Annotated in this window: 19 protein-coding genes; 14 read left to right on the forward strand and 5 right to left on the reverse strand. The window is 61.5% G+C overall.

Features of this window, described 5'->3' with window-relative positions:
• Positions 1 to 338 precede the first annotated feature (338 nt).
• The 5 genes from ACZ5WW_RS16400 to ACZ5WW_RS16420 all read left to right on the forward strand — a co-directional run bounded on the left by ACZ5WW_RS16400 (position 339) and on the right by ACZ5WW_RS16420 (position 6,051).
• Positions 339 to 1,454, forward strand: coding sequence for an anthranilate synthase component I family protein (locus ACZ5WW_RS16400; protein ID WP_377166315.1), 1,116 nt, complete (start codon positions 339 to 341; stop codon positions 1,452 to 1,454).
• A gap of 35 nt (positions 1,455 to 1,489) precedes the next feature.
• Positions 1,490 to 2,272 (forward strand): NIPSNAP family protein, encoded by a 783-nt coding sequence (locus ACZ5WW_RS16405; protein WP_377166313.1) that lies wholly within the window; start codon positions 1,490 to 1,492, stop codon positions 2,270 to 2,272.
• Positions 2,273 to 2,313: 41 nt separating this feature from the next.
• Positions 2,314 to 3,660, forward strand: coding sequence for an SBBP repeat-containing protein (locus ACZ5WW_RS16410; protein ID WP_377166311.1), 1,347 nt, complete (start codon positions 2,314 to 2,316; stop codon positions 3,658 to 3,660).
• Positions 3,661 to 3,824: 164 nt separating this feature from the next.
• Positions 3,825 to 4,334, forward strand: coding sequence for a 3D domain-containing protein (locus tag ACZ5WW_RS16415; protein ID WP_377166309.1), 510 nt, complete (start codon positions 3,825 to 3,827; stop codon positions 4,332 to 4,334).
• A 145-nt stretch (positions 4,335 to 4,479) separates the two neighbouring features.
• Positions 4,480 to 6,051 carry a long-chain-fatty-acid--CoA ligase gene (locus tag ACZ5WW_RS16420; protein WP_377166307.1) on the forward strand — a complete coding sequence of 524 codons (1,572 nt, stop codon included), beginning with the start codon at positions 4,480 to 4,482 and terminating at the stop codon, positions 6,049 to 6,051.
• 173 nt (positions 6,052 to 6,224) lie between these two features.
• Here ACZ5WW_RS16420 and ACZ5WW_RS16425 read toward each other — a convergent pair whose 3' ends face one another.
• Positions 6,225 to 7,013: a ThuA domain-containing protein gene (locus ACZ5WW_RS16425; RefSeq protein ID WP_377166305.1), complete on the reverse strand. Its 789-nt coding sequence runs from the start codon at positions 7,011 to 7,013 to the stop codon at positions 6,225 to 6,227.
• Between the two features lie 282 nt (positions 7,014 to 7,295).
• Between ACZ5WW_RS16425 and ACZ5WW_RS16430 the strand changes: the two genes are divergently transcribed.
• Entirely contained in the window at positions 7,296 to 8,336 is a 1,041-nt protein-coding gene (locus tag ACZ5WW_RS16430; RefSeq protein WP_377166303.1) for a hypothetical protein, read from the forward strand.
• A gap of 7 nt (positions 8,337 to 8,343) precedes the next feature.
• On the opposite strand, the gene ACZ5WW_RS16435 is transcribed toward ACZ5WW_RS16430, so the two are convergent.
• Positions 8,344 to 9,984, reverse strand: coding sequence for a fumarate hydratase (locus ACZ5WW_RS16435; RefSeq protein ID WP_377166301.1), 1,641 nt, complete (start codon positions 9,982 to 9,984; stop codon positions 8,344 to 8,346).
• Between the two features lie 96 nt (positions 9,985 to 10,080).
• Here ACZ5WW_RS16435 and ACZ5WW_RS16440 point away from each other — a divergent pair, with 96 nt between their 5' ends.
• Complete coding sequence (locus ACZ5WW_RS16440) at positions 10,081 to 10,308, forward strand: addiction module protein (RefSeq protein WP_377166299.1); 228 nt, start codon at positions 10,081 to 10,083, stop codon at positions 10,306 to 10,308.
• A gap of 5 nt (positions 10,309 to 10,313) precedes the next feature.
• Here ACZ5WW_RS16440 and ACZ5WW_RS16445 read toward each other — a convergent pair whose 3' ends face one another.
• Positions 10,314 to 10,703, reverse strand: a complete 390-nt coding sequence (locus ACZ5WW_RS16445) for a molybdopterin synthase catalytic subunit (RefSeq protein ID WP_377166297.1) — start codon at positions 10,701 to 10,703, stop codon at positions 10,314 to 10,316.
• Between the two features lie 183 nt (positions 10,704 to 10,886).
• On the opposite strand from ACZ5WW_RS16445, the gene ACZ5WW_RS16450 reads away from it, so the two are divergent.
• The 3 genes from ACZ5WW_RS16450 (at position 10,887) to ACZ5WW_RS16460 (ending at position 16,241) form a co-directional block, all read left to right on the forward strand.
• Complete coding sequence (locus ACZ5WW_RS16450) at positions 10,887 to 15,566, forward strand: PVC-type heme-binding CxxCH protein (protein ID WP_377166295.1); 4,680 nt, start codon at positions 10,887 to 10,889, stop codon at positions 15,564 to 15,566.
• Positions 15,567 to 15,636: 70 nt separating this feature from the next.
• Positions 15,637 to 15,990, forward strand: coding sequence for a hypothetical protein (locus ACZ5WW_RS16455; protein WP_377166293.1), 354 nt, complete (start codon positions 15,637 to 15,639; stop codon positions 15,988 to 15,990).
• Complete coding sequence (locus ACZ5WW_RS16460; protein WP_377166291.1) at positions 15,987 to 16,241, forward strand: hypothetical protein; 255 nt, start codon at positions 15,987 to 15,989, stop codon at positions 16,239 to 16,241. Before ACZ5WW_RS16455 ends, ACZ5WW_RS16460 begins: the two co-directional genes overlap by 4 nt.
• On the opposite strand, the gene ACZ5WW_RS16465 is transcribed toward ACZ5WW_RS16460, so the two are convergent.
• Both ACZ5WW_RS16465 and ACZ5WW_RS16470 read right to left on the reverse strand, forming a co-directional pair.
• Positions 16,242 to 17,723, reverse strand: coding sequence for a PLP-dependent transferase (locus tag ACZ5WW_RS16465; protein WP_377166289.1), 1,482 nt, complete (start codon positions 17,721 to 17,723; stop codon positions 16,242 to 16,244).
• 105 nt (positions 17,724 to 17,828) lie between these two features.
• Positions 17,829 to 18,992, reverse strand: a complete 1,164-nt coding sequence (locus ACZ5WW_RS16470) for a trans-sulfuration enzyme family protein (RefSeq protein WP_377166287.1) — start codon at positions 18,990 to 18,992, stop codon at positions 17,829 to 17,831.
• 77 nt (positions 18,993 to 19,069) lie between these two features.
• On the opposite strand from ACZ5WW_RS16470, the gene pyrH reads away from it, so the two are divergent.
• The 4 genes from pyrH (at position 19,070) to ACZ5WW_RS16490 (ending at position 24,257) form a co-directional block, all read left to right on the forward strand.
• Positions 19,070 to 19,807 (forward strand): UMP kinase, encoded by a 738-nt coding sequence (pyrH, locus tag ACZ5WW_RS16475; protein WP_377166285.1) that lies wholly within the window; start codon positions 19,070 to 19,072, stop codon positions 19,805 to 19,807.
• A gap of 35 nt (positions 19,808 to 19,842) precedes the next feature.
• A complete protein-coding gene (gene frr / locus ACZ5WW_RS16480) occupies positions 19,843 to 20,409 on the forward strand; it encodes a ribosome recycling factor (RefSeq protein ID WP_377166283.1) in 567 nt (188 codons plus the stop codon).
• Between the two features lie 94 nt (positions 20,410 to 20,503).
• Positions 20,504 to 21,181, forward strand: coding sequence for an acyltransferase (locus ACZ5WW_RS16485; RefSeq protein ID WP_377166281.1), 678 nt, complete (start codon positions 20,504 to 20,506; stop codon positions 21,179 to 21,181).
• A gap of 55 nt (positions 21,182 to 21,236) precedes the next feature.
• Positions 21,237 to 24,257 carry a DUF6600 domain-containing protein gene (locus ACZ5WW_RS16490; RefSeq protein WP_377166279.1) on the forward strand — a complete coding sequence of 1,007 codons (3,021 nt, stop codon included), beginning with the start codon at positions 21,237 to 21,239 and terminating at the stop codon, positions 24,255 to 24,257.
• The last annotated feature ends 8 nt before the right edge of the window (positions 24,258 to 24,265 follow it).

A 24,265-nucleotide genomic window follows, 5' to 3' on the forward strand; every position in this document is an offset into this window, starting at 1 on the left:
CTGGAGAAGAGCCGAAAGTCAGCAGCTTAAGCGCAATGACGGTCTGCACCGTCGCCAGCACACATAGCGTTCCCCAAGCGATCACTGAGGAACGGTCACGCTCTGAGGCTAGAATGGTGGAAGGAGGAGTCACGAGTTGCTGAAAAAGACGCTCATGGTACGATTTGGGCTTCCTAGTGTCAATGTTTCAGGGTTCTTCGTTCAAAATGCCGGAAGGGCACTCCCTCCCGTTGTTTTCTCATGCCCTTGAAACGTCACCACACTACCGCCCGTGTGCATTTTCCTTCTCCCCGCCTGAAATTGCGGCACAACTGTGCCAGCGCGAAGGCTTTGTGTGGATGGACTCCTCCCTCGTGGCTCCGGGGGCCATCTCCCTGCTCACAGCAGAGCCCGTGGCAGTGCTCCAGGGGCACATTGACCAGGACTGGGAGCTGGTGCGCAGCGCCCTGCGCACCCCCCGTGCCTCCGCCGGCGGGCTGTATGGCTGGGTAGGGTATGATGGCCGCTTCGTTTTCGGCATTTACCCGCATGGCCTTGTGTACCGGCACGACAGCGCCCGCTGGTATGAATTTGGCGATTTTAAATGGCAGCCCGTCGCCAGCAGGCCCGCACCTGCCGCAGCACCGCGCCTGCAGTTCCAGCCCGGGGTGCGCAGCGTGGACTTCATCCACATGGTGGAGCGGGCGCAGCGCTACATCGCCTCCGGAGACATCTACCAGGTGAATCTCTCCTACCCCTGGCGTGCGGAATGGCCCTGGGAGGCCGATGCCCTGGCGCTCTATTTGAAACTGCGCGCCATCTCCCCCGCGCCGCACGCCGCCTTCATGCGTCTGGCAGGCACCACCGTGCTCTCTGCCTCGCCGGAGCTCTTTCTCCGCATGCAGGGCTCGCGCATCGCCACGCGCCCCATCAAGGGGACTCGTCCGCGCTTTGTTGATGACCCCGAGCGCGACGCCGCCGCCGTGCGCGAGCTGACATCCTCGGTGAAGGAGCGCGCCGAGCTGCTCATGATCACCGACCTGGAGCGCAATGACCTCGGCCAGGTCTGCGAATTTGGCAGCGTCTCCGTCCCCGAGCTCTGGCGCGTGGAAAGCTACGCCCAGGTCTTTCACCTTGTCTCCACCGTCACCGGCACCCTGCGCCCGCATGTCGATCATGTGGATGCCTTCCGTGCCTGCTTTCCTGGCGGCAGCATCACCGGCGCTCCGAAAAAACGCGCCAGTGAGATCATCGCCGAGCTCGAGCACCACGCTCGCGGCCTCTACACCGGAGCCATCGGCTGGTTCGGCTTCGACGGTCGCAGCCAGTGGAACATTGCCATCCGCACCGCCGTGCAGCAGGGAGATCAAATTTCCTTCCACGTCGGCTCCGGTATCGTCGCCGACTCCGTACCCCGGTACGAATACGAAGAGACCCTGCACAAGGCGGCGGGGATTCTCGCAGCGGCTTCTTGATAAGCATTCCTTCCTGCGGCGTTTGTTCCACCCTCATGAAGCGCCTCACCTTTCTCGCCCTTGCTCTCGCCAGCCTCGTCGCTCCGCTGCTCCACGCTGCTGACTCACCGGTGTATGAACTCCGCATCTACACCTGCAACGAGGGAAAGCTGGATGCGCTGCTGGCGCGCTTCCGTGACCACACCTGCAAGCTGTTTGAAAAGCATGGCATGAAAAACATCGGCTACTGGGTGCCGGTGGACGAGGAGAACGGCTCCAAGACCACGCTCATCTATGTGCTGGAGCACAAGAGCCGCGAGGCCGCCAAGGAGAGCTTCAAAGCCTTCGGCGCAGATCCCGAATGGCAGGCGGCACGCAAGGCCAGCGAGGAAGGCGGCAAAATCCTGGCCAAAGCGCCGGAGTCCATCTTCATGACGCCCACGGACTACTCTCCTCCAGTGGCCATCGCCAAAAGCGGGAAGCCGCGTGTGTTTGAAATGCGCACCTACACCTGCAACGACGGCAAGCTGGACGCGCTCAACGCCCGCTTCCGCGACCACACCTGCAAGCTCTTTGAAAAGCATGGCATGACCAACCTCGCCTACTGGACGCCCACCGATGCCGACAAAGGCGCTGGCAAGAAGCTCATCTACATCCTGGCCCACGACAGCAAGGACGCCGGTCTGGCCTCCTTCACCGCCTTCCGCGCCGACCCCGACTGGGTCAAGGCCAAGGCCGCCAGCGAAGCTGCCAACGGCGGCTCCCTGACCATCATGCCGCAGTCCGAAGGCGTGAAGAGCGTCTATATGAAGGCCACGGATTTCTCGCCGATTCAGTAAGTGCGTAATAGCTGCGCCCGTGCGCCCGTATGCTGCGGGCCATGATCTCGCTCCGCACGCTCTGCCTCGCCCTGTTTGCCACCTCCCTCCATGCCGCCACGCCCACCTTTGAATGGGTGGCCGGAGGCGGCGGGGCCAAGAGCGACAAGACCCGCGCCGTCACCTTTGACCGCGAGGGCAATGTCTTCATGGCGGGCGAGACCACGGACGACGGCACCTTTGGCGACCAGAAGCGCACGGGCCTGGGGAGTACGGATTTCTTTCTCACCAAGCTGTCCAAGGACGGCAAGTTCCTCTGGGTGCGCAGCCTTGGCGGCAGCCTGGTGGACCGCGGCTACGGCGTGGCCACCGATGCGGCCGGAAACGCCTATGTCACCGGCCATTACCAAAGCACGGATGCGCAGGCGAATGGGCAGACCCTGCCCAATGCCGGCGACTACGACATCTTCATTGCCAAATACGACACAAAAGGAGCGCTTATTTGGATCAAAACCGCTGGCGGAAAAGGCTACGACTACGGCCACGGCATCGTCGTCGATTCCAAGGGAGACATCGTCGTCACTGGCGCAGTGGCCGGGGAGGCCAAATTTGGCGACGTCACCGTCAATGCGGGCAGCACCACCCGCCCCATCTTCTGCGCCAAGTATGACGCCGCAGGAAATCTGAAGTGGGTCAAGACCACCGGCGGCAAGTTCTCCGGCAGCGGTCATGGCCTTGGAGTGGATGGCACCGACTCTATTTATATAGGAGGCAGTGGTGGCGGTACGGGCACGATGGATGGCGTGGCCCTGGACTCCAAGGCGCAGGCCGGGGTGGTGCTGAAGCTCACGCCTGCGGGAGAGGCCGTGTGGGCGGCCTTTCTGCCGGGGGTGCCGAGCGCAGGCTTTCATGAGATCGCTGTGGACACCGCAGGCCGCACCTGGTGCGCAGGCATGTTCAAAGGCGTGCTCAATGGCGGTCCGGCGCACAGCACCGGTGACAAAGACAACGATGGCGTGCTCGCGCATTTCAGCCCCGAGGGCAAGCTGGTCTGGAGCCACGTCCTGCAAGGGCCTGCCACCGACTACTGCCTCGGCGTCGCCACGGATAACACTGGCCGCTGCTTTGTGACGGGCGAGTTTTCAGAGACCGCCACCTTTGCCGGGCAGACACTCAAGACCCAGGGCGCTACGGACATTTTCACAGCTGCATTTGACGAAAAAGGAGGCCTCGAATGGCTCCTGCCCACCGGGGGGGCCAAGGGAGACAACGCCTATTGCATGGCCTGGCACCCCTCTGGAAGGCTAATTTTTTCGGGGGCCTGTGTCGCACCTGCGACATTCGGCGGGCAGACCATGACATCACCCGGCGGGGCGGAGGCTTACGGGGCGGTTTTGCTTCCAAAGTGACAAAACGGCGCTGAAATTGCCTTTAGAGCGGTCTAAAGTCCAGTTTTCAGGCACAAATCGGCTACAAATCCCCGCGTTGACAGGGGTGTCGAACTCGACACCCTGCGCGCCCCCCAACCCGGACCCCCATTCGGGAGGGCGTGCCCAACAACCAACCCCACTGTTTGAATCCAACCATCCTTCTGTGCTTTGCTGCCTTGTGCGTTTCCGCTGCTGCGGAAGAAGTAGTCAAAAGCTCCTCCACGACCACAACCCCAGCTGGCACTCCAGGCCAGGTCATCTCAGGCGTCAAAACCACCGCCTACACCCACAACGAAGGCGACCACATCGAATACGGTGCGCGTACCGCCGCCGGCACCCCGCTCAGGCATGGGCAGATCCGCAGCGCTGCGGCTGACTGGTCCATCTACCCGGTGGGCACGGTGTTTCAGATCAAGGGAGATCCTTCCCTCTACGTTGTGGATGACTACGGCTCTGCATTGGTCGGCACGAAAACCATCGATCTCTACAAGCCGACCTTCGGCATGATGCACAGCTGGGGCACGCGCCACGTGACCATTCACGTGCTGAAGTGGGGCTCTTTCTCCCGCAGCCTCGCCATCTTGAAGCCTCGGGCTTACAAAGCCTGGCACGTGCGCGAGATGGTGGCTCGCATCCAGAGCCGCCAGGCGTAATCTCCCCCCAAAACCTGAATCCAGGCTGAGCCACGCAGGCCGTTTGTCGGTCGCGTGGCTTTTTGTTGCCCACAGGTGGTGGCGGCCGGGTTCTTTTCTCTCGCCTTTCTCAGCGGCCTTCGGCTAGGGTTTGCGTTTTCTTCTCATGGAAACGCCGCTCTCGCCCCTCGACTTTGCCCGCCGTGCCCGCCGCCTGTATGCTGACCGCGAGGCCGTGGTGGATGGGGGCCGCCGCTTCACCTACCGAGAGTTTTTTGAGCGCTGCGACCGTTGGTCGGCGGCCCTTCAGGGGCTGGGCGTGCAGCCGGGAGACCGGGTGGCCACCATCGCGCCCAACACGCATTCCCATCTGGAGGCATTTTATGCCGTGCCGCAGATCGGCGCGGTCATTGTACCGATCAATTTCCGCCTCACCGCCGCTGACTTTGCCTACATCCTGAACCACAGCGGCGCTCGCATCGCCTGCGTGCATGCGGACTACCTGGATGCCGTGGACTCCATCCGCGCCCAGGTGCCGGGGGTGGAGCACTTTGTGGCGCTTTCTGGGGAAAAGGCGGGCTGGACGAGCTACGAGGCGCTGCTGGCAGCCTCTACGCCCGAATTCACCGCCGCTGAAATCAGCGAGACCGACATGATCGCGCTGAACTACACCAGCGGGACCACGGCGAATCCGAAAGGAGTGATGGTTTCCCACCGCAACACCGCCTTCAACATCATGGGCCACCTCATGCACACGCACCTCACCAGCGCGGACCGCTATCTCTGGGTGCTGCCCATGTTCCATGCCAATGGCTGGACCTTCGTCTGGACCGTCACCGCCGTGGGCGGGCGGCATGTGTGCATTCCCAAGGCGGACCCGAGGCTCATCTTTGAGGCGATACGGAAGGAGGGCTGTACCCTGCTGTGCGCGGCCCCCACCGTGCTCATCGGCATGGCCAATGCACCGGAGGAAGTGCGCCGGGATGTGCCCCGTGGCGTCCGCGTCATCACTGCCGGCGCACCACCCGCCGCCGCTACCATCGAGCGCATGGAGGGCGAGCTGGGCTGGGAGATCACCCATGTCTATGGCCTCACGGAGGTCTCCCCCATCGTGACCATTAGCGAATCCCGCCCCGAGCATGCGCAGCTCAGCGCCCGCGAGCGTGCCGTCATCAAGGCTAGGCAGGGGGTGGAATACCTGGCCAATGCCGAGGTCCGCGTAGTCGATGACGACGGCAAAGAAGTTGCCAAAGACGGCGCCTCCATGGGCGAGATCATCATTCGCGGCAATGCCGTGATGAAAGGCTACTACAACGACCCTGCCGCCACCGCCAAGGCCATCCGCAATGGCTGGTTTTACAGCGGAGACGCCGCCGTGGTACATCCGGACGGCTACATCGAAATCCGCGACCGCTGGAAGGACATCATCATCAGCGGCGGCGAAAACATCTCCTCCGTGGAGGTGGAGGGCGTGCTGCTGCGCCATCCCGCCGTGCAGGAGTCCGCCGTCGTCGGCCTGCCTCACGAAAAATGGGGGGAGACGCCGCAGGCCTTCATCGTCCTGCGGCCTGGTGCCACCGCCACCCCCGAGGAATTGCGCCTCTTCTGCCGCGAACACCTGGCGCACTTCAAGGTGCCTCATGGTTTTGAGTTTATTGCGGAACTGCCCAAGACCGCGACAGGGAAGATCCAGAAGTATGTGCTGCGCGGCGGGCGAGCGAATATCGTGGCGCAGTAGCGGCGGAATCGCCGCTGTGGAGCGCGGAATTGATGACGCAGCACTCCGCTGCAGATCCAACTCCGCTTTTGCCTGCGCTCTTACAAGCCAAGAGTCAGCGTGTTTGCGCACTCTGAGATGAAAAAACACCCGCCAGGCGCGGCCGACCTGCTGCGGAATGAATTCCGCGCTCCTCAATGCCCGGCCAGCTTGCCGTCTTCCACATGCACCGTGCCGCCGCGCACCTCGATCTTCTCGCGCGCCTGCTCCACCGGCACGTGGCGCGGTGTGTTGGCGGCTTCGCCTTGTGGGCGGGCCCAGCGGATGCCATTGGCAATGACGCGCTGCACGTCCGGCAGGTGGTAGATGGGATACACTTCGTGGCCGGGGCTGAAGTAAAAGATGCGCCCGCTGCCACGCGTCCACGTCGCACCGCTGCGCAGCACCTCGCCGCCTTGGAACCAGGAGACAAAGACCAGCTCGTCCGGCGTCGGGATCCCGAATGGCTCGCCATACATTTCTGACTGCTCGATCTCGATGCAGTCGCCGATGCCTGCGGCGATGGGGTGGCCGGGATTGATTTTCCAAACGCGTTCGCGCTCGCCCGCTTCGCGCCAGCACAGCGCGCAGCTCGTGCCCATGAGACGCTTGAAGACTTTGGAGAAATGGCCGGAGTGCAAAACGATCAGCCCCATGCCGGCGAGCACCCGCTCTTGTACACGGGTGACGAGTTCATCACTCACTTGATCATGCGCCGCGTGGCCCCACCAGATGAGTACGTCGGTTTGATCCAGCACCACAGGCGGCAGTCCCTGCTCCGGCTCGTCCAGCGTCGCAGTGTGGACGACGAGGTCGCCATGTTTGGACAGCGACTCCGCCAGCGCCCCGTGGATGCCCTGAGGATAGATGGCGGCCACGGTGGGATTCTGCCGTTCGTGGACAAATTCGTTCCAGATGGTGACGCGGATGAGGGGATTGTGCATGGATGATGGGAACGCGGCTTGGGAAGAATTCAAACTCACTTTTTCGGACAACCAAACCATACGCACTCAAACCAACGTCGTCCTCGGAAAGGAAGCGAGAAGGTGTCTCTGCATTATGCGGCGCATGTCGTGGGGGGATGCGCACACTTCTCGCGCCCCTACCGGGCGCGTCCTTCAGGTGCGCGGGATGATGGGCGTAGATCCGGTGGTTCCCGGTCGCTGCGCTCCCTTCACCACCGGCTAATTTCCTGCGAGCCTCCGGCTCATAGTGTATAAATCGCCATGATTTCTGAAAGTGACCTGCTGGCAGCTTTGCATTATGGATACGAAGGGTACATCTCTAATGGGTATCTGAGGCGCGATGAACTGCCGGGTTACGCGAGCCAATTGAAAGAAGACTTGGATTGGATTGGTCTAGAGAGTTTTAAGCTCTTACCGCCAAAAAAAATTCGGGTTCGAATCGGAAGCGGTTTTTATAAGATTCCGATCGTCCGTTATCATTTTGGGGAAGACAGAAACTCTTTTGAGAAAGCGTTACCATTTTCCAGCAAGTTTGAGCTGCTTACAAAAGCAAACACAGAAGGGACGGGCTTTAATAGCGAGGACCTGCGGTGGGTTTGCGATGTGTTTAGGACAGCAAGAAATAAACTGCCACACTTGTGGCTTAAGGACAAAAGGTTGAAAAATGACCTGCAGCATCCTCGCAAACACATCAACGCGATAGCCGAATTGTTCTGGCTGGGTTTATGGAATGACGTTGTTCCGGAGACCATTGCCCATGAGCATAGTCTGCTTCCAAAACCGGATGATCTTGCAACATACTCCAAAACTGTCGACTGGAGCATGCTAACGATTCCAATTGACCAGTCGGGTAGACAACATCGCGTGAATTTGGAGGTAAAGAACTTAACTTCGAGTGTTGAGTATGCGTTGTTCAATCAACATCGAAGTGAAGCGGCAAACCAAATGGATCTTGATCGCTTTGTAACAGATGCATTGCGTGGAACAGCCAAATTTCCGAATGTGATTTCAGACGATATAAACTTGGTATGCTTTTCTACTTTTTTGAACGTTCCGTGCGCATTGCAAAGCCTGGCTAGCGCTGTTCTGAACAAATACCCATCTGTGGACGCGGTGCTATTCTGGATTGTATTTGGGGACACTCATCAAAACTGGCAGGTGTTTTCAAGGCAATTAGACGAATGGCAAAATCGGAAATCTTCGATCATTGACCGCTTGTTCGAACGGCCAAGTTATCGACAGGCAAAACCGCTTTTGTTCACTCATCCCTTGTGGGGCTTATTACCGTGGCAACAATATTAAATTAGTGTCAATGCTTCACCGAGCAGCCCGGACCCACGGTCTGGAAGAAGTCGTTGCCCTTGTCATCGATGAGGATGAAGGCGGGGAAGTCTTCGACTTCGATCTTCCAGATGGCCTCCATGCCGAGCTCGGGGAACTCGACGACTTCGACCTTCTTGATGTTTTCCTTGGCGAGGATGGCGGCGGGGCCGCCGATGCTGCCGAGGTAGAAGCCGCCGTGCTTTTTGCAGGCGTCGGTGACCTGCTGGCCGCGGTTGCCCTTGGCGATCATGACCATGCTGCCGCCGTGGCTCTGGAAGATGTCCACGTAGCTGTCCATGCGGCCGGCGGTGGTGGGGCCGAAGCTGCCGCTGGGCATGCCTGCGGGTGTCTTGGCCGGGCCGGCGTAGTACACAGGGTGGTTCTTGAAGTAGTCGGGCAGGGGCTTGCCGGCATCGATCATCTCCTTGAGCTTCGCGTGGGCGATGTCGCGGGCGACGATGATGGGGCCGTTGATGAGCAGGCGCGTGGTGGTGGGGTACTTGCTCAGCTCGGCACGGATCTCGGCCATCGGGCGGTTGGTGTCGATGCGCACGGCGTTGGTGTCCTTGCGGTGGCGCAGCTCCTCGGGGATGTACTGGAGCGGGTTGGTTTCGAGCTTCTCGATGAAGACGCCCTCCTTGGTGATCTTGCCCTTGGCCTGACGGTCGGCCGAGCAGGAGACGCCAATGCCGATGGGCAATGAAGCGCCGTGGCGTGGAAGGCGGATGACGCGTACGTCCAGCGCGAAGTATTTGCCGCCAAACTGCGCGCCGATGCCGCACTCGCGCGCGGCCTGCAGCATCTGGGCTTCGAGTTCGACATCGCGGAAGGCGCGGCCGTGCTCATTGCCGGTGGTGGGGAGGTTGTCGTAGTACTTGGTGGAGGCGAGCTTGACGTGCTTCATCGTCGATTCCGCCGAGGTGCCGCCAATGACGAAGGTCAGGTGGTAGGGCGGGCAGGCGGCGGTGCCGAGAGAGGTCATCTTGTCGCTGAGAAACTTGACGATGCTCTTCGGATTGAGCACGGCGCGGGTTTCCTGGTAGAGGAAGGCCTTGTTGGCCGAGCCGCCGCCTTTGGCGATGAAGAGGAACTTGTACACGTCGCCGTCGGTGGCGTAGAGATCGAGCTGAGCGGGCAGGTTGGTGCCGGTGTTCTTCTCGTCGAACATGTTCAGCGCGGCGTTCTGGGAGTAGCGCAGGTTGTTCTCCGTGTAGGCGAGATAGACGCCCTTGGACAGGGCAGCCTCATCACCGCCGCCAGTCCAGACCTGCTGGCCTTTTTTGCCCATGATGATGGCGGTGCCGGTGTCCTGGCAGAAGGGCAGCAGCCCTGCGGAGGCCACGTCGGCGTTCTTGAGCATGGTCAGCGCGACCATGCGGTCGTTTTCGCTCGCCTCAGGGTCGTCGAGGATGGCGGCCACCTGCTTCAGATGCTTCGGGCGCAGGAAGAAATTGATGTCATGAAAAGCCTGGTTGGCCAGCAGGGTGAGTGCTTCGGGATCGACGACGAGGACGTCCTTCTCGCCAAATTTCTGCACGGAGACGTGCTCCTTGGTCAGCAGACGGTATTCGGTGTCGTCGGTGCCGAGTTCGAGGAGTTCCTGGTAGTGAAAGGGGGGCGTTGGCATGGGGAGGGGAATGTGAAAGGGATACGAGTTCGGGCAACGAGGGAAAGGAGCATTTTGCACGTTGTCAGGAGATTCCGGGAGAGGTAAACTCCCTGCGTGATTTTGGAAACGTTGCCCGCTGTCCGGCAGCTCAGTTCCCGTGACAAACGGCGACTGGCCGAGGAACTGCTGAACTCAGCCGATGCCGAGGATGCTGAGGCATTCGACGAGGCTGCAGTATTGAAACTGCTGGACCGGCGCCTCGCAGACCATGAGGCCAGTCCGGAAGCCCTTGCCGCGTGGGAGGAGGTGAAGTCACGCGTCTTTGCGGGACGCGAAAAGTAGGGCGCTCACCCCACAAAAACCGCGCGCTTCCAGATCGGCACGCTGGTTTTGATCTCCTTCAAATACCAGCGGCACAGGTCAAAGGACTCCGCGCTGTGCTTGGTCTGCACGCGAATGACGATGCTCGGCTGCTCCGCAGCCACGAAGCCGAGGCGGTGCTGGATGAAGACACGGTGCGGGCCGTGCTCACGCTGGCCGCGGTCAACGAGCTCTTGCAATGTCTTTTCCGCCATGGGCAGGTAGGCGCTGTAGTCGATGCCGGAAATGGTCCGCCCGTCCTCCTGGCTGCGCACCACGCCGAGAAACTGCGCCTCGGCCCCCTCTCCAGGCTGAAACTCGGAGGGGGTGGTGGGAATGGGGGCTGGGCTGAGGACGAAGCTGGCGGGGGGCGTCATGGAGGGCCGAGAGAACTACCACAGAGTTCACAGAGAGGCACAGAGATATGAATCAGGAGCTTTGTGTTTCTTTGCGCTCTCGGTGGTGAATCCGGCATGGCTGGATTTTCACAAAGCATGGCCGATTCCTCATAAAACTTGTCCGCTCGCACCGGTTTCTGATAGCGTTTGGTTCTCACAACCATGAAACGCCTGCTCCTTCTCGCTTTCGCTGCGGCCACGACCGTTCACGCTGCCACCCAGATCACCTGGAAGCGCCAGCAGCTTCACGGCGACTTTTATTCCGAAGGCGCCACCATCGGCGACATCAATGGCGACGGCAAGGCGGACGTGGTCGCGGGGCCGTTCTGGTGGGAGGGGCCGTTGTTTGAAAAGAAGCACGCCTACTACGAGCCGAAGATTTTCAGCATCAACGGCTACTCGGACAATTTCTTCGCCTACGTCCACGACTTCAACGCCGACCAGAAGAACGACATTCTCATCCTGGGCTTTCCCGGCAAGGAGGCGAGGCTGTACCTGAACCCCGGCGTGCATGACGACAAGCCCTGGCCCATGCACATCGTGGCGGATGTGGTGGACAATGAGTCGCCCGTTTTCACCGACATCACGGGAGACGGCAAACCGGAGATCGTGTGCAGCACCGGGGGCAAGTTTGGCTGGTTCGCGCCGAACTGGGAGAAGCCCACGGAGAAGTGGCCTTTTGTGGCGGTGAGTGATGACATGAAGGTGGCGAAGTTCACCCACGGTCTCGGCATAGGTGATGTGAATGGTGATGGGAAGCTCGATCTTTTGGAAGCGCGCCGCTGGTGGGAAAACAAGCCCGGCAGTGCGACGTGGGAGCAGCACAACTTCGCCGCAGGCGTGGGCGGTGGCGCGCAGATGTTTGCGTATGACTTTGATGGCAATGGCACGAATGACGTTTTCACCAGCCTTGCGGCGCATCGCTATGGCGTGGCGGTGTTTTTGCAGAACAAGCCTGCACCTGACCAGCCGAACTGGCAGCGTGTGATGCTGGCCAGCGAGCAGCCGCAGGACAACGACTACGGCATCGTCTTCTCCCAGCCGCATGCGGCGTATCTGGCGGACATCGATGGCGATGGCATCAAGGACATCGTCACCGGCAAACGCTACTGGGCGCACAACGGGCATGATCCTGATGAGCACGGGCATCGTGTCATTTACTGGTATCAGACCAAGCGCGATGGGAAGGGCGGGGTGGATTTTGTGCCGCACCTCGTCGATGCCGAGAGCGGTGTGGGCGTGGACGTGCAGGTGGGCGATGTGAACGGCGACAAACTGCCGGACATCGTGGTGGGGAACAAGGCGGGGGTATTCGTCCTCACGCAGGAGCGCAAGGAGACGACGGCGGACCTGACGCCGAAGAAGATGTACGGACCGGGGCTGAAACCGCAGAAGGATTATGCGAAAGGCCAGTCTCCCCAGGATGCGCTCAAGGCGCTGCAGCTTCCCGGCGGCTTCAAGGCGGAGCTGATCGCCGCGGAGCCGGACCTCGTGCAGCCCATTGCGTTCACGTTTGATGAACGCGGACGCATCTGGGTGGTGGAGGGAAACAGCTACCCCAAACCGCGTGAGGTGGGTGCGGGGCAGGACCGCATCAAGATTCTTGAAGACAAGGACGGCGACGGTGTCTTTGAGACGAAGAAGATCTTTTGTGAAGGACTGAATCTAGTGAGCGGGATCGAGCTGGGCTTTGGCGGTGTGTGGGTGGGGGCGGCACCGTATTTGATGTTTATTCCTGATCGAGATCATGATGACAGACCCGACCCGATTGGCGGAAGCATGATAAGCCCGGTTCCTGGTTTGAGCTTCAATGCACAAATTCTCCTCGATGGCTGGGGCAGCCAGGACACGCATGAGACGCTGAACAGTTTCATCTGGGGACCGGACGGGTGGCTGTATGGCTGCCACGGGGTCTTCACTCACAGCCGGGTGGGCAAACCGGGGACGCCGGATGATCAGCGCAAGCCCATCAATGCAGGCATCTGGCGCTACCACCCGGTGAGGCATGAGTTTGAAATCTTTGCCGAAGGCACCAGCAATCCCTGGGGGCTGGACTACGACCAGTACGGCGAGTTCTTCGTCACCGCCTGCGTCATCCCGCATCTCTACCACATCGTGCCGGGCGGGCGCTACCAGCGGCAGGCCGGGCAGCACTTCAATCCCTACACGTATGAGGACATCAAGACCATCGCCGACCATGCGCACTATGCGGGCAGTGCGCGTCCTGATGTCGCTTTCGACAAAACCACGGGTGCCGGAATCGTGAATGATGACACCAACGCCCTCGGCGGCGGCCACGCGCACTGCGGACTGGCCATTTATCAGAGCAGCCTTTTTCCGCCGACGTATCGGAATCAGCTCATCTTCGGCAATCTTCATGGGCATCGCCTGGTGACGAACTACACGGACCCGCATGCGAGCACGTATGTGGGCAAGCACGGCAGTGACTTTATGCGTGCCAATGACATGCACTTCATCCCGGTGACGCAGAAGGTGGGGCCTGATGGTGCGCTGTATGTCAGTGACTGGAGCGATGAACAAATCTGCCACCGAGGGAGCAATGCGGTGGAGAATTGGGACCGGAGCAATGGGCGCATCTATCGCATCAGCTACGACGGCTGGAAACCGTGGAAAGGCGATCTGGCGAAGGAGAGTGATGAGGCGCTGGCGAAGCTCGCGGTGCAGACGGAGAACGAGTGGGAGTCGCGGATGGCGAGGAGGGTGCTGATGGAAAGGTTCCAATCGGATCCAGCGTCAGAAGAAAAAATAACATCCTTGCTGGTTAAGATCTTTTGGTCTGACGAAGAGCCCCCACAGATATTGACTCAAGAGGAAGCCATCCGTTATCAATGGCTTGGATTCATTTTAAAGCCCCAGGCATATCTTCAAAAGCCAATCATTGCTGTTCAGGATGCGTGGTTCGATGCGCAGCGCGTTCGACTGGCTGCATCACAGGTGGGTTTCGCGGGCACAGATCTTCGAATTTTGAATGACGCAGCTCAAAAACATCCTTCACCCCTCGTCCGCCGCGAAATTGCCTCCGCGCTCCAGCGACTGCCGCAAGACCAACGCAAATCCCTTGCCACTGCTCTCCTCAAGCATGGCGAAGACAAGGACGATCCCATGATCCCGCTGCTGATCTGGTATGGCATCGAGCCGCTTGTGGGTGCGGATCCGAAGGTGGGGCTGGAGCTGGCTGCGGTGTCGAAGCTGCCGAAGGTGACGGAGTTCATTTATCGCCGTCTGTCGTCAGATGATGCAGGGCGGGCTTCGATGCTTTCGGAGCTGACGAAGGAGCCGGATGCGGCCAAGCGTGAGGCGACGCTGGGGATGATCCTGAGCAGTGCACGTGGTGCGGGCAAGCTGGCGATGCCGCAGGATTGGGCGGCGACTGCGGCGAAGCTTAAGGCCGGCGTGCCGGCTAAAGCCGGGACTACGGAACAGCTGGTGACCGAGCTCAGCGCTTTGTTTGGCGATGCGGACGCACTGCAAACATTCCGCGAGCGGCTGGCACTAGCGAGTGCACCGGTGAATGAGCGCGAGAAGGCGCTTGGTGTCCTCATCCAGACTGGCGATGGGGGCACGGCTAAGCTCCTGCAGCAGATCCTCACGCAGGACGCTCCGGCTTCGCTGAGGCGCAAGGCGATTCAGGCGCTGGCCTCGCTCAAAGATGCGGGAACGCCGAAGGTGCTGGGGGCGCTGCTGCCGAAGCTCTCTGCGAATGAACTGCCGGATGCGGTCAACACGCTGGCTTCGACGAAAGAGGGCTCCAAAGAGCTGCTGAAAGCCGTGGAGGCCAAGGCGGTGCCTGCCACGGCGCTTTCTCCCTTCCTGGTGCGCCAGCTCACGGCTTTTGATGACAAGGAGATCAATGCGCTGATCAAATCGGCCTGGGGTGATGTGAACGCGCCGAAGGCGGACCTGGGCGAGCGGACGAAGAAGTATCGCGAGCTGCTGACGGCTGCGGCTTTGTCGAAGGGGGATCTGGCGAAGGGCAAGATGCTTTTCACCATGACCTGCGGCCAGTGCCACAAGCTCTTTGGCGAAGGCCAGAGCGTGGGACCGGACATCACGGGCAGCAATCGTGCGGATCTGAACTACCTGCTCGAAAACGTGCTCGATCCGAATGCGGTGATCGGCAAGGCCTACCAGCTCAACCTCTTCACCATGAAGGATGGCCGCGTGATGAGCGGCGTCATCAAGGAGGAAAGCCCCGCCGCGGTGAAGATCGCGATGATGGGCGGTGTGGAGTTCACCCTGCCGCAGCCGGACATCGCGAAGCGCGAGGTGTCCAAGCTCAGCACGATGCCCGAGGGGTTGTTTGATGCGCTCAAGCCGGAGCAGGTGATTGATCTGGTGAAGTATTTGCAGAGCGGGGCGTCCGGACCGGCTAAAGCCGGTATTACAATACCCGGAGCGATCGAAGGCGAGTCGCTGAAGGTCTTGAACAAAACGGGCGGCAATGCCAAGCCGCAGGGGATGGGTGGCTTTGGAGCCGAGTGGAGCGGGGCCTCACAGCTTTGGTGGACGGGGGCCAAGCCGGGGCAGAAACTGACGCTGGCACTGCCGGTGCCGGAGAAAGGGAAATACGCCCTGAAAGCCGCGCTTACCCTGGCGCGAGACTACGCCATCATCGATGTCTCACTCGATGACAAACCAATAGCCACCGCATGGGATGGGTACAACGGCTCCAAGGTCATCCACAGCGATGAGCTCGACTGGGGCACCCACGAACTCGGCGCCGGGGAGCATCAGCTCACCTTCACCATCACCGGCAAGCATGCGGATGCGGTGCCGGGATACATGGTGGGGCTGGATTACGTGAAGCTGGAGAAGAAGTGATCGTTCGACATCGCGGAGCATCGGCTTACGGTTCCGCACCATGGATGCGGTAGGCGACATTTTCTCTGCCTTGGCTCAAGCAGCGGTGGAGCTGGTGATCCGGCTTCTGCAGCTGCTGTACTATGTGGTGGAGAACATCGTTTACGGCGTGCTCTGGCTATGCCGCTGCACGAAGTTCGCCGGGCCACGACGACAGAGAAAGCTGCCGGAGGAGACACGGTATCTCATTCGCAGCTGCCTGCATACGACGCTGGCGCTGAGTCTGCTGTCCGTGGTTCTTTATTTTGCGTGGCCGAAAAAGCCTGCGGTGCCAGAGCCATCGACTTCGCCACCGCCCACGACAAAAATCGAAAAGGCGCAGAAGGTGATCGAAAAAGCCAAACGCATCAAAGAAGTGCTGCTGCCACCCAAGCCCCATCCATGAAAGACCTGCAATCCACCAAGGCCATGTGGCTGAAAGGCTGGCTCTTTCTCGTCATTGGCCTCATGTCTGCGTCCATCCTGCTCATTGAAAACTGGAGCTGGCGCACGGCGCTGCTGCTGGCGTTGTGCGTATGGGGCTTCTGCCGGGCCTACTACTTCGCCTTCTATGTCATCGAGCGCTGGGTCGATCCGCAGCACAAGTTCAGCGGGCTGGGGCACTTCCTCAGCTACTGGTGGCGGTCACGCAAATGATCAGACCTTGGCGAGCGCCTCATCAAACCGCGCGATCAGATCCGTCGTGTCCTCCAGTCCGGCGGACACGCGGATGAGCCAGCGGCTGACACCGCAGCTTGCGGCCCAGTCGAGTTCTTCGTAGTGGGCCAGCAGGGTGTAGGGACACACGAGGGTGAAGTTCGTGCCGAGGCTCGGCCCTTTGCACACACGCAGGGCGTCGTAGAAGGGCGCGCTGGTCTGCTCCGGATTCTTGAGCGTGAAGGAGAAGAGGCAGCCGTAGCCGCCATCCGCGCGGCGGATAAATTCATAGCCTTTGCCGCCCTCGCGGCTGGCGTGCCAGACGGCGTCCACCTTTGGATGCTGGCGCAGATGATCCGCCAGCGCCTGCGCGTTCTGGCTCATCTTGGCGGCGCGTTCGGTGAAATCCCGGCTGTTCAGCTCCAGCGCCACGGCATCACCACGCCAGAGTTCGTGGTCGGCATGCGCCGTCAGGAAAGCCGAGAAGGCGGCATGATGGGGCGAGTTGCGGTTCAGCACCACGCTTCCGGCCAGCACATCGCCCACGCCGGAGAAGCTCTTGGTGAGGCTGGTGGTCACGACATCGGCCACGCGGTGGGCATTCGCGTGGGCCACGGTGGAGATGGTGTCGTCCACGATGATCGGCACGCCCGGCTGCGCGGCGGCGCGGATGGAGAGCAGGCGCTCGAAGTCCACGCAGCGCAGCAGCGGATTGCTCGGCGCTTCGCAGAAGATGCCGGCCACCGCTTCTTTTTGCAGCAGGGCGCTGAGGTCCTCGTACTCGCTGTCTTTCACCAGCGGCAGGAAGTGCGCGCCGCTGCCGAAGAACTGCTGCAGCTTCAGCACATCCACGTAGGGGAAGTCGAGCTGCACGGTCTTGCGATTCGGGAAGCAGTGCGTCAGCATGCGGTGCACGGCGTAGTTGGCCGCCATGCCGGAGGGGAAGAGAAACACATCCTCAGGCTGCTGCCCGGCCAGTTTGGCGATGCGCTCGCGGATGGTGCGGTTCGCGGCCTTGCCTTCTTCGGCGGTTGCGGTGCTCTTGTGCTCGCCCAGGGCATCGCAGGCCTGGCGGGTGCTGACGCATTCGCCGCAGAAGCGCCAGAACTTGCGGGCCTGCACGTAGTTGTCTGCCGGAAAGATGGCGACGCCGAGGTTGTGCGCGGTCCATTCCACCGCGCGGCCGGTGCCGATGAACTTGATGCAGCGCTCCGCATGCACGGGGCGGGGGAAGACCAGGCAGCGTTCTCCAGATGCGGCAAATTTCTTTTCCGCTGCTGCAAAGAGTCGCGTGATGGCGGGCGGGCAGCAAAAGCGCGGGTAGCCGGATTTGAACTTGGAGACGATTTCCTGATCTCCCTCCTCATAGCCGATCACATGCTTCCACAGCGGCAGGCACACGGACACGCCGAGCTCGTGATCAGGGATCGCCTTGCCGAGGTCTTCGGCATTGCAGAGAGGATGGGTAAACAGATCGGTCATTGGGGGCGGCACTTTTCTTCACACCTGCGCAAGTGCAAGGGAATGCGGCTATTGCCGGGGGGGACAATCAAGGCTGTGCCGGCGTGGCACAAAACATGGTCGAGATCACTTCCCCTTCAGCGCCCGGTCGATGTCCTTCCACAGGTCCTCCACGTGCTCGATGCCGACGGAGAAGCGGACGAGGCCGTCGGTCACACCGGCGGCTTCGCGGGCGTCTTTGGGGATGGAGGCGTGGGTCATGCTGGCGGGGTGGGCGACGAGGCTTTCGATGCCGCCGAGGCTCTCGGCCTGGGTGAAGAGGCGCAGACGGCGGATGAAGGCCAGGGTGTCCGCGTAGCTGAGGCCGAAATCGGCCAGCAGCATGCCGCCACCAGCGGACATTTGCTTCTTGGCCAGCTTGTACTGCGGGTGGCTCTTAAGGAAGGGGTACTTCACGCTCTTCACACCCTTGCGGCCTTCCAGGCGTTGGGCGAGTTCGAGGGCGTTGGAGCAGTGGCGCTCCATGCGCACGGCCTCGGTTTTGGCACCGCGGGAGGTCAGCCAGGTGTCAAAGGGGCTGGGCTGCAGGCCGATGGCCTTCTGGGCGAAGATCATTTTCTCCTGCCACTCATCCAGATTGGTGCAGACGGCACCTCCGAGGGCGTCGCTATGGCCGTTGGTGTACTTGGTGGTGCTCAGCAGGGAGAGGTCGGCACCCAGATCGAGCGGCTGCTGCAGCAGGCTGGAGGCAAAGGTGTTGTCCACCGCCACCACGGCACCCGCCTTGTGCGCGGCCTCACTGATGGCCTTGATGTCGAGGATCTTCAGGAGGGGATTGGTGGGGGACTCCAGCCAGACCAGTGCGGGCTTGAGCCGGGCGATCAGATCGTAGTTTTCCGGGTTGGTGAGGTTGGCGTATTTGATTTTGACGCCGAAGCGCTTGAGCACCTTCTCAAAGATGCGGTAGGTGCAGCCGTAGATCTGCTGCTCGGAAAGGATGGTGTCGCCGGTCTTGAGGGAAAACAGGATGGCGGAGATGGCGCTGAGGCCGCTGGCGAAGACGGTGCTGTGCTTCGCGTTTTCCAGGCTGGCCAGGGTAGTCTGCAGGTTGCGGAAGTTCGGGTTGCCGGAGCGGGTGTAGTCAAAGCTCCCGGGATTTCCGCTCTCAAAGGTGGAGGTCATGTAGATCGGCGGTATCACCGCGCCGGTCTCGCTGCGGTAGTCCTGGCCCACATGAATGGCACGCGTTTCGAAGCGCGCGTCGGCGGGGATGGTTGGGTCTTCTTTCATGCCGTGATGAGTGCCATGCAGAATTAGCTTTGCAAGGCCCCTGCGCTCATGCTTTATGAGTTATACTCTGATCTTTCATGTCCGACTCCACCGCCCCTAGAAAATTCCGTCGCGTTCTGCTTAAACTCAGCGGTGAAGCGCTGAGAGAGCCGGGCAGCCAGGAAAACATCTCCCCCCCCATCGTCGAAGACATGGCGGCGCAGATCAAAGCAGCGCACCAGACCGGGCTCGAAATCGCCCTCGTCGTGGGCGGCGGAAACTTCTGGCGCGGCATCACCGCCAGCAACAAAGGCATGGAGCGTGCCACCGCCGACTACATGGGCATGCTGGCCACCGTCATGAACTCCCTGGCCGTGCAGAGCATGCTGGAGGCCATGGACGTGCCCACCCGCGTGCAGAGCGCCATCAAGATGGACAACGTGGCCGAGCCTTTCATCCGCCGCAAGGCCATGCGCCATCTGGAGCTGGGCCGCGTGGTCATCTTTGCCGCCGGCACGGGCAATCCCTTCTTCTCCACAGACACCACCGCCGCGCTGCGCGCCAGCGAGATCAATGCCGAGATCGTTCTCAAGGCCACCAAGGTGGACGGCATTTACGACTGCGATCCCGCCAAAAACCCCAACGCCGTCAAGTTTGACCGCGTGAGCTTCCACGAGTGTCTCACCCGCCAGCTCAAGGTCATGGACTCCACCGCCTTCTCCCTGTGCATGGAGAACAACATGCCCATTGGCGTCTTCAGCATGAACGAGCCCGACAACATCCGCCGTGCGCTTGTGGGCGAGCACATTGGCACCATGGTGGATGCCAAAGGCTGAGCTGTTCCCCACTCCAACCCTAGACTGATCTGCATATGGACCCCGAATTGACGATGATGGAGGCCGACGAGGCTATGACCAAGGCCGTGGAGCATGCCATCCACGAATTTGCCACCGTGCGCACCGGCAAGGCCTCCCCCACGCTGGTGGAAAACATGGATGTGCACGTGATGAGCTACGGCAGCCACATGAAGATGAAGCAGCTCGCCATGATCACCACGCCGGACGCGCGGCTGATCCGCATCGAGCCCTTTGACTCCTCCACACTCCAGGACATTGACCGCGCCATCCGCGAGTCGCGTCTAGGTTTGAATGGCAGCATCGAGGGCAAGGTCATCCGCCTGCCCATCCCCGCCCTGTCCCAGGAGCGCCGCGAACAGATGGTCAAGATGTGCAAGTCCCTGGGGGAAGAAGCCCGTGTGCGCGTGCGCTCCGCCCGCCGCGAGGCGCTTGAAACTCTCAAGAAGGGTGAGAAGGACGGCCACATCACCGAGGACGATCTGCACCGCATGGAAAAGGAAATCCAGACCCTGACAGACAAGAAGATCGCCGAAATCGACCAGCACGTTGTCTCGAAGGAAAAAGAAATCATGACCGTTTAGGCCGGTCTGCTTTCAAGCTCAAGGTTTCAAGTCCAGCCCGAAATGAAACCTTCTGAGACTTGAACCTTTCACTCTGACATTTGGAACTTTGCTGATGTTTTCTGCGCGCGACTACCTTGACCTCAGCCACACGAAGCATGGCATCCTTTTTCCGGATGGCTCGCCCGTTTGGACGGCACTGGCGCGGATCGAATCTTACCTCGACTTCCGGCTGCAGCGGGAAATCCGCGTTCAGGTGCCCCCGGGCGCTTTCATCGGCGAAGACGTCTTCATTGATGAGGGCACCACGATCGAGCCCGGTGCAGTCATCAAAGGGCCGGCCTGGATCGGTCGCAACTGCCAGATCCGCGCCGGCTGCTACATCCGGGAAAACGTGATCATCGGTGACGGCTGCGTGCTGGGAAACTCCTGCGAGTTCAAAAACTGCGTGGTCTTCGACGGCTGCGAAATCCCGCATTACAACTACGTCGGTGACTCCATCCTCGGCCACAAGGCGCATCTTGGGGCAGGGGTGGTTCTTTCGAATGTGCGCCTGGACCGGCTGGAGGTCACGGTCAAAACAGACACGGATGTCATTCCCACCAGCCTGAGAAAATTTGGGGCAGTCCTCGGAGATTACGCCGAGATCGGCTGCAACAGCGTGATCAGCCCCGGCAGCATCATCGGCCGGCGCTGCGTCGTTTATCCGCTGACACACTTCAGCGGCGTGCTGGAGGCAGATCTGATGCTGAAGACGCGGCAGACCCAGCAGGTGGTGAAGCGGCGGCGTTAAAAAGAGGGATTGAATACAATCTCAGTGGTGGGAGTCAGAGCAGCAACCCACATTTATGAAACCGTCTTTTCGCTGTCTTTGTGTCGCCTCGGCTGTCCTTGCGCTGGCAGGCTGTGACAAACCCACGCCGCCTGCGGCTGTCACGCCACCTGCGGCAGAAACAGACGGGCAGCTCGCCGAAGCCCGCGATGCCCTCCAGCGCCAGGCGTTGGAGATCGAGACCAAAACGGCCCTGATGGACAAGCAGCTGGCCGAGATGGCGCAGTCCCTCAAAGATCGTGAGAATGCGCAACTGCGGGATTCGCTGGACACCCTGAAGCGTCAGAATGACGATCTGCGTGCTCAGGCGGATGCTGCACGGCGTCAGAGTGACAGCATTGCGCAGCGCATGCATTCCACGCCACCGCTCAAGACGCCGCCGCCCGTGGCGCTGCCGGATTATTCGCTCTTCTACGAGCGCCTCTCGCCCTATGGCCGCTGGTTTGAAGTGAACGGCTACGGTTACTGCTGGCGGCCGACGATCACTGTGGCGGGCTGGAGGCCGTATGTGGATGGCTGCTGGGTCTGGTCGTCCCTTGGCTGGGCATGGCAGTCAAACGAGCCTTTTGGCTGGGCCACCTACCACTACGGCCGCTGGCTGAACCTGGCACGTTATGGCTGGGTCTGGGTGCCTGGCAGCGAGTGGGCTCCGGCGTGGGTGGCGTGGCGTCAAAGCCGCGATTGCGTGGGCTGGGCGCCTCTGCCGCCAGAGCCGGGAGCGTGCAGCGGCGTGTATCGCGACTGTGACTCACGCTATGGCCTGGGGCCCGCAAGCTATACATTCATCGAGACCACGCAGTTTGTGAGCCCGACCTACATCAACGTCTATGCACCGGTCACACGGCAGACCACCATTTTCCAGCACAGTGTGAATGTGACGCAGATTGTCCCCAGCCGGGGGCAGGGACATGCGTTCACCAGTCATGGCGGGCCTCCCCGTGTGCAAATGGAGCAGGCCTGCGGGCGCTCTGTGCCGCAGCGGCAGGTGGAGGCAGTGCGTGCCGACCAGGTGCCTCTGCAGCGGCATCCGCATGGAAGGATGGAGCCTGCGGCGCCTCTGGCCATGGTTCAGCTGCCAGCTGCACAGCCGGGAGCCCGCATCGTGCGTCCTGAAGTCAAAGACCGCATCCAACAACCGACCCGGATGAGCGGATTTGAGGGCGTGCCGCAGCGGGAAGTCACGGAGATCCGCGAGAGCCTTGCCAGGGAGAAAGAAGCCGCCGCAGTGCAGCAGCGGCCCTTCCATGGGCGTATGCCGAACCTGCCCTCACAACAGGCGGCCGATGTTCCGGCGGTCGTCAATGGCGCGCCAGCGCCGCGCAATGAACCGCCGCAGGAAACCAGAACAGCTGCTGTGCAGCCGACGGCAGCTGCACCCGTGACGCCAGAGAAGACCACGGAGGCAGAGCCGCGGCGCCCAGGGTATGGGAGCACGCAGCCGCATTTTTCGCGTCGTGCTGGCGGGCTTCAGGTCATCCCTGCGGTGCCTGCTGCACCGGCTCAGGAAGGGGTGCGCCCGGAGAGGGTTCCCGAGTCTGGCTCAGGCGCAAAGAGGGAGCCTGAGCGTCAGGCGCAGACAGCCATGGACGCTCCGCGCCAGCCGGAGGTTCGGGCTGAGAGCAAGAATGCGGACAGCAGCGTGCCTGCTGCCACGCCTTCAGTCCCACCTGTGGCAGCCGCGACCGCAGCTGTGCCTGCTGCCGAGCCTGGAACGGTCACACCTGCCGTCCCGCCACCGCCTGCAATGACAGAGACTAAGGCAGCTGAGCCAGCACCGGCCACTGCGGCTGCCGAAGCTGGCATCATCAGCACAGATGCTGCCCGGGAGAGGACCCGCGCCCATGAGCGGCGGCAGCGTGAAATCCCGGACCGTGCCATGACAGAACCCAGGACCGCTGAGCAGGCTGCCGCAAATGCCGAAGCAGAAAAAAGCCGTATGCAGGCCGCTGCCCAGCAGGAGGCACAGGCAGCCCAGCAGCAACGCATGGCTGCCGATCAGGCAGCTGCCGCCGAGGCAGAAAAAGTACGCCAGCAGGCCGAAGCTGCCGCCGCGCAGCAGCGAGCGGCCGCTGAGAGGATGTCTGCCGAGCAGGCCGCGACTGCCCAGGCTGCTGCCGTGCAACAGCGCCAGCAGGAGGAAATGCAGCGTGCTGCGCAGGAGCAGGCACGCCGTGCCGCTGAAGGGCAGCAGATGCGCGCCCAGCAGGAGACCGCGCAACGGGCGCAGGAGATGGCGCAGCGCCAGGCTGAAGAAACTGCCCGCCGCCAGCAGGAGGCCGAAATGCAGCGTGCACAGGAGCAGGCACGCCGCGCCGCTGAAGAGCAGCAGATGCGTGCCCAGCAGGAGACTGCGCAACGGGCGCAGGAGATGGCGCAGCGCCAGGCTGAAGAAACTGCCCGCCGCCAGCAGGAGGCCGAAATGCAGCGTGCACAGGAGCAGGCACGCCGCGCCGCTGAAGAGCAGCAGATGCGCGTCCAGCAGGAGGCCGCGCAACGGGTGCAGGAGATGGCGCAACGCCAAGCTGAAGAAACCGCCCGCCAAATGCAGCGTGCACAGGAGCAGGCACGCCGTGCTGCTGAAGAGCAGCAGATGCGCGCCCAGCAGGAAGCCGCGCAGCGAGCGCAGGAGATGGCACAGCGCCAGGCGGAGGAGCAGGCACGCCGCGCCGCTGAAGAGCAGCAGATGCGCGTCCAGCAGGAGGCCGCGCAACGGGTGCAGGAGATGGCGCAACGCCAAGCTGAAGAAACCGCCCGCCAAATGCAGCGTGCACAGGAGCAGGCACGCCGTGCTGCTGAAGAGCAGCAGATGCGCGCCCAGCAGGAAGCCGCGCAGCGAGCGCAGGAGATGGCACAGCGCCAGGCGGAGGAGCAGGCACGCCGCGCCGCCGCAGAGCAGCAGATGCGTGCCCAGCAGGAGGCTGTGCAACGGGCGCAGGAGATGGCACAGCGCCAGGCCGAAGAGCAGGCACGCCGTGCCCAGGAAGAAGCCCAGCGCGCAGCAGCAGAGGCGGCGCGCAACCGGCCGCCAGGAATGTGATGGGACTC

It is taken from the genome of Prosthecobacter fluviatilis, assembly GCF_055388355.1.

What these genes read in the sequence shown, in the direction of transcription:
- ACZ5WW_RS16400 (WP_377166315.1), top strand. Translation starts at nt 339, where the DNA reads ATGGACTCCTCCCTCGTGGCTCCGGGGGCCATCTCCCTGCTCACAGCA.
- ACZ5WW_RS16405 (WP_377166313.1), top strand. Translation starts at nt 1,490, where the DNA reads ATGAAGCGCCTCACCTTTCTCGCCCTTGCTCTCGCCAGCCTCGTCGCT.
- ACZ5WW_RS16410 (WP_377166311.1), top strand. Translation starts at nt 2,314, where the DNA reads ATGATCTCGCTCCGCACGCTCTGCCTCGCCCTGTTTGCCACCTCCCTC.
- ACZ5WW_RS16420 (WP_377166307.1), top strand. Translation starts at nt 4,480, where the DNA reads ATGGAAACGCCGCTCTCGCCCCTCGACTTTGCCCGCCGTGCCCGCCGC.
- ACZ5WW_RS16425 (WP_377166305.1), bottom strand. Translation starts at nt 7,013, where the DNA reads ATGCACAATCCCCTCATCCGCGTCACCATCTGGAACGAATTTGTCCAC.
- ACZ5WW_RS16430 (WP_377166303.1), top strand. Translation starts at nt 7,296, where the DNA reads ATGATTTCTGAAAGTGACCTGCTGGCAGCTTTGCATTATGGATACGAA.
- ACZ5WW_RS16435 (WP_377166301.1), bottom strand. Translation starts at nt 9,984, where the DNA reads ATGCCAACGCCCCCCTTTCACTACCAGGAACTCCTCGAACTCGGCACC.
- ACZ5WW_RS16445 (WP_377166297.1), bottom strand. Translation starts at nt 10,703, where the DNA reads ATGACGCCCCCCGCCAGCTTCGTCCTCAGCCCAGCCCCCATTCCCACC.
- ACZ5WW_RS16450 (WP_377166295.1), top strand. Translation starts at nt 10,887, where the DNA reads ATGAAACGCCTGCTCCTTCTCGCTTTCGCTGCGGCCACGACCGTTCAC.
- ACZ5WW_RS16460 (WP_377166291.1), top strand. Translation starts at nt 15,987, where the DNA reads ATGAAAGACCTGCAATCCACCAAGGCCATGTGGCTGAAAGGCTGGCTC.
- ACZ5WW_RS16465 (WP_377166289.1), bottom strand. Translation starts at nt 17,723, where the DNA reads ATGACCGATCTGTTTACCCATCCTCTCTGCAATGCCGAAGACCTCGGC.
- ACZ5WW_RS16470 (WP_377166287.1), bottom strand. Translation starts at nt 18,992, where the DNA reads ATGAAAGAAGACCCAACCATCCCCGCCGACGCGCGCTTCGAAACGCGT.
- pyrH (WP_377166285.1), top strand. Translation starts at nt 19,070, where the DNA reads ATGTCCGACTCCACCGCCCCTAGAAAATTCCGTCGCGTTCTGCTTAAA.
- frr (WP_377166283.1), top strand. Translation starts at nt 19,843, where the DNA reads ATGGACCCCGAATTGACGATGATGGAGGCCGACGAGGCTATGACCAAG.
- ACZ5WW_RS16485 (WP_377166281.1), top strand. Translation starts at nt 20,504, where the DNA reads ATGTTTTCTGCGCGCGACTACCTTGACCTCAGCCACACGAAGCATGGC.
- ACZ5WW_RS16490 (WP_377166279.1), top strand. Translation starts at nt 21,237, where the DNA reads ATGAAACCGTCTTTTCGCTGTCTTTGTGTCGCCTCGGCTGTCCTTGCG.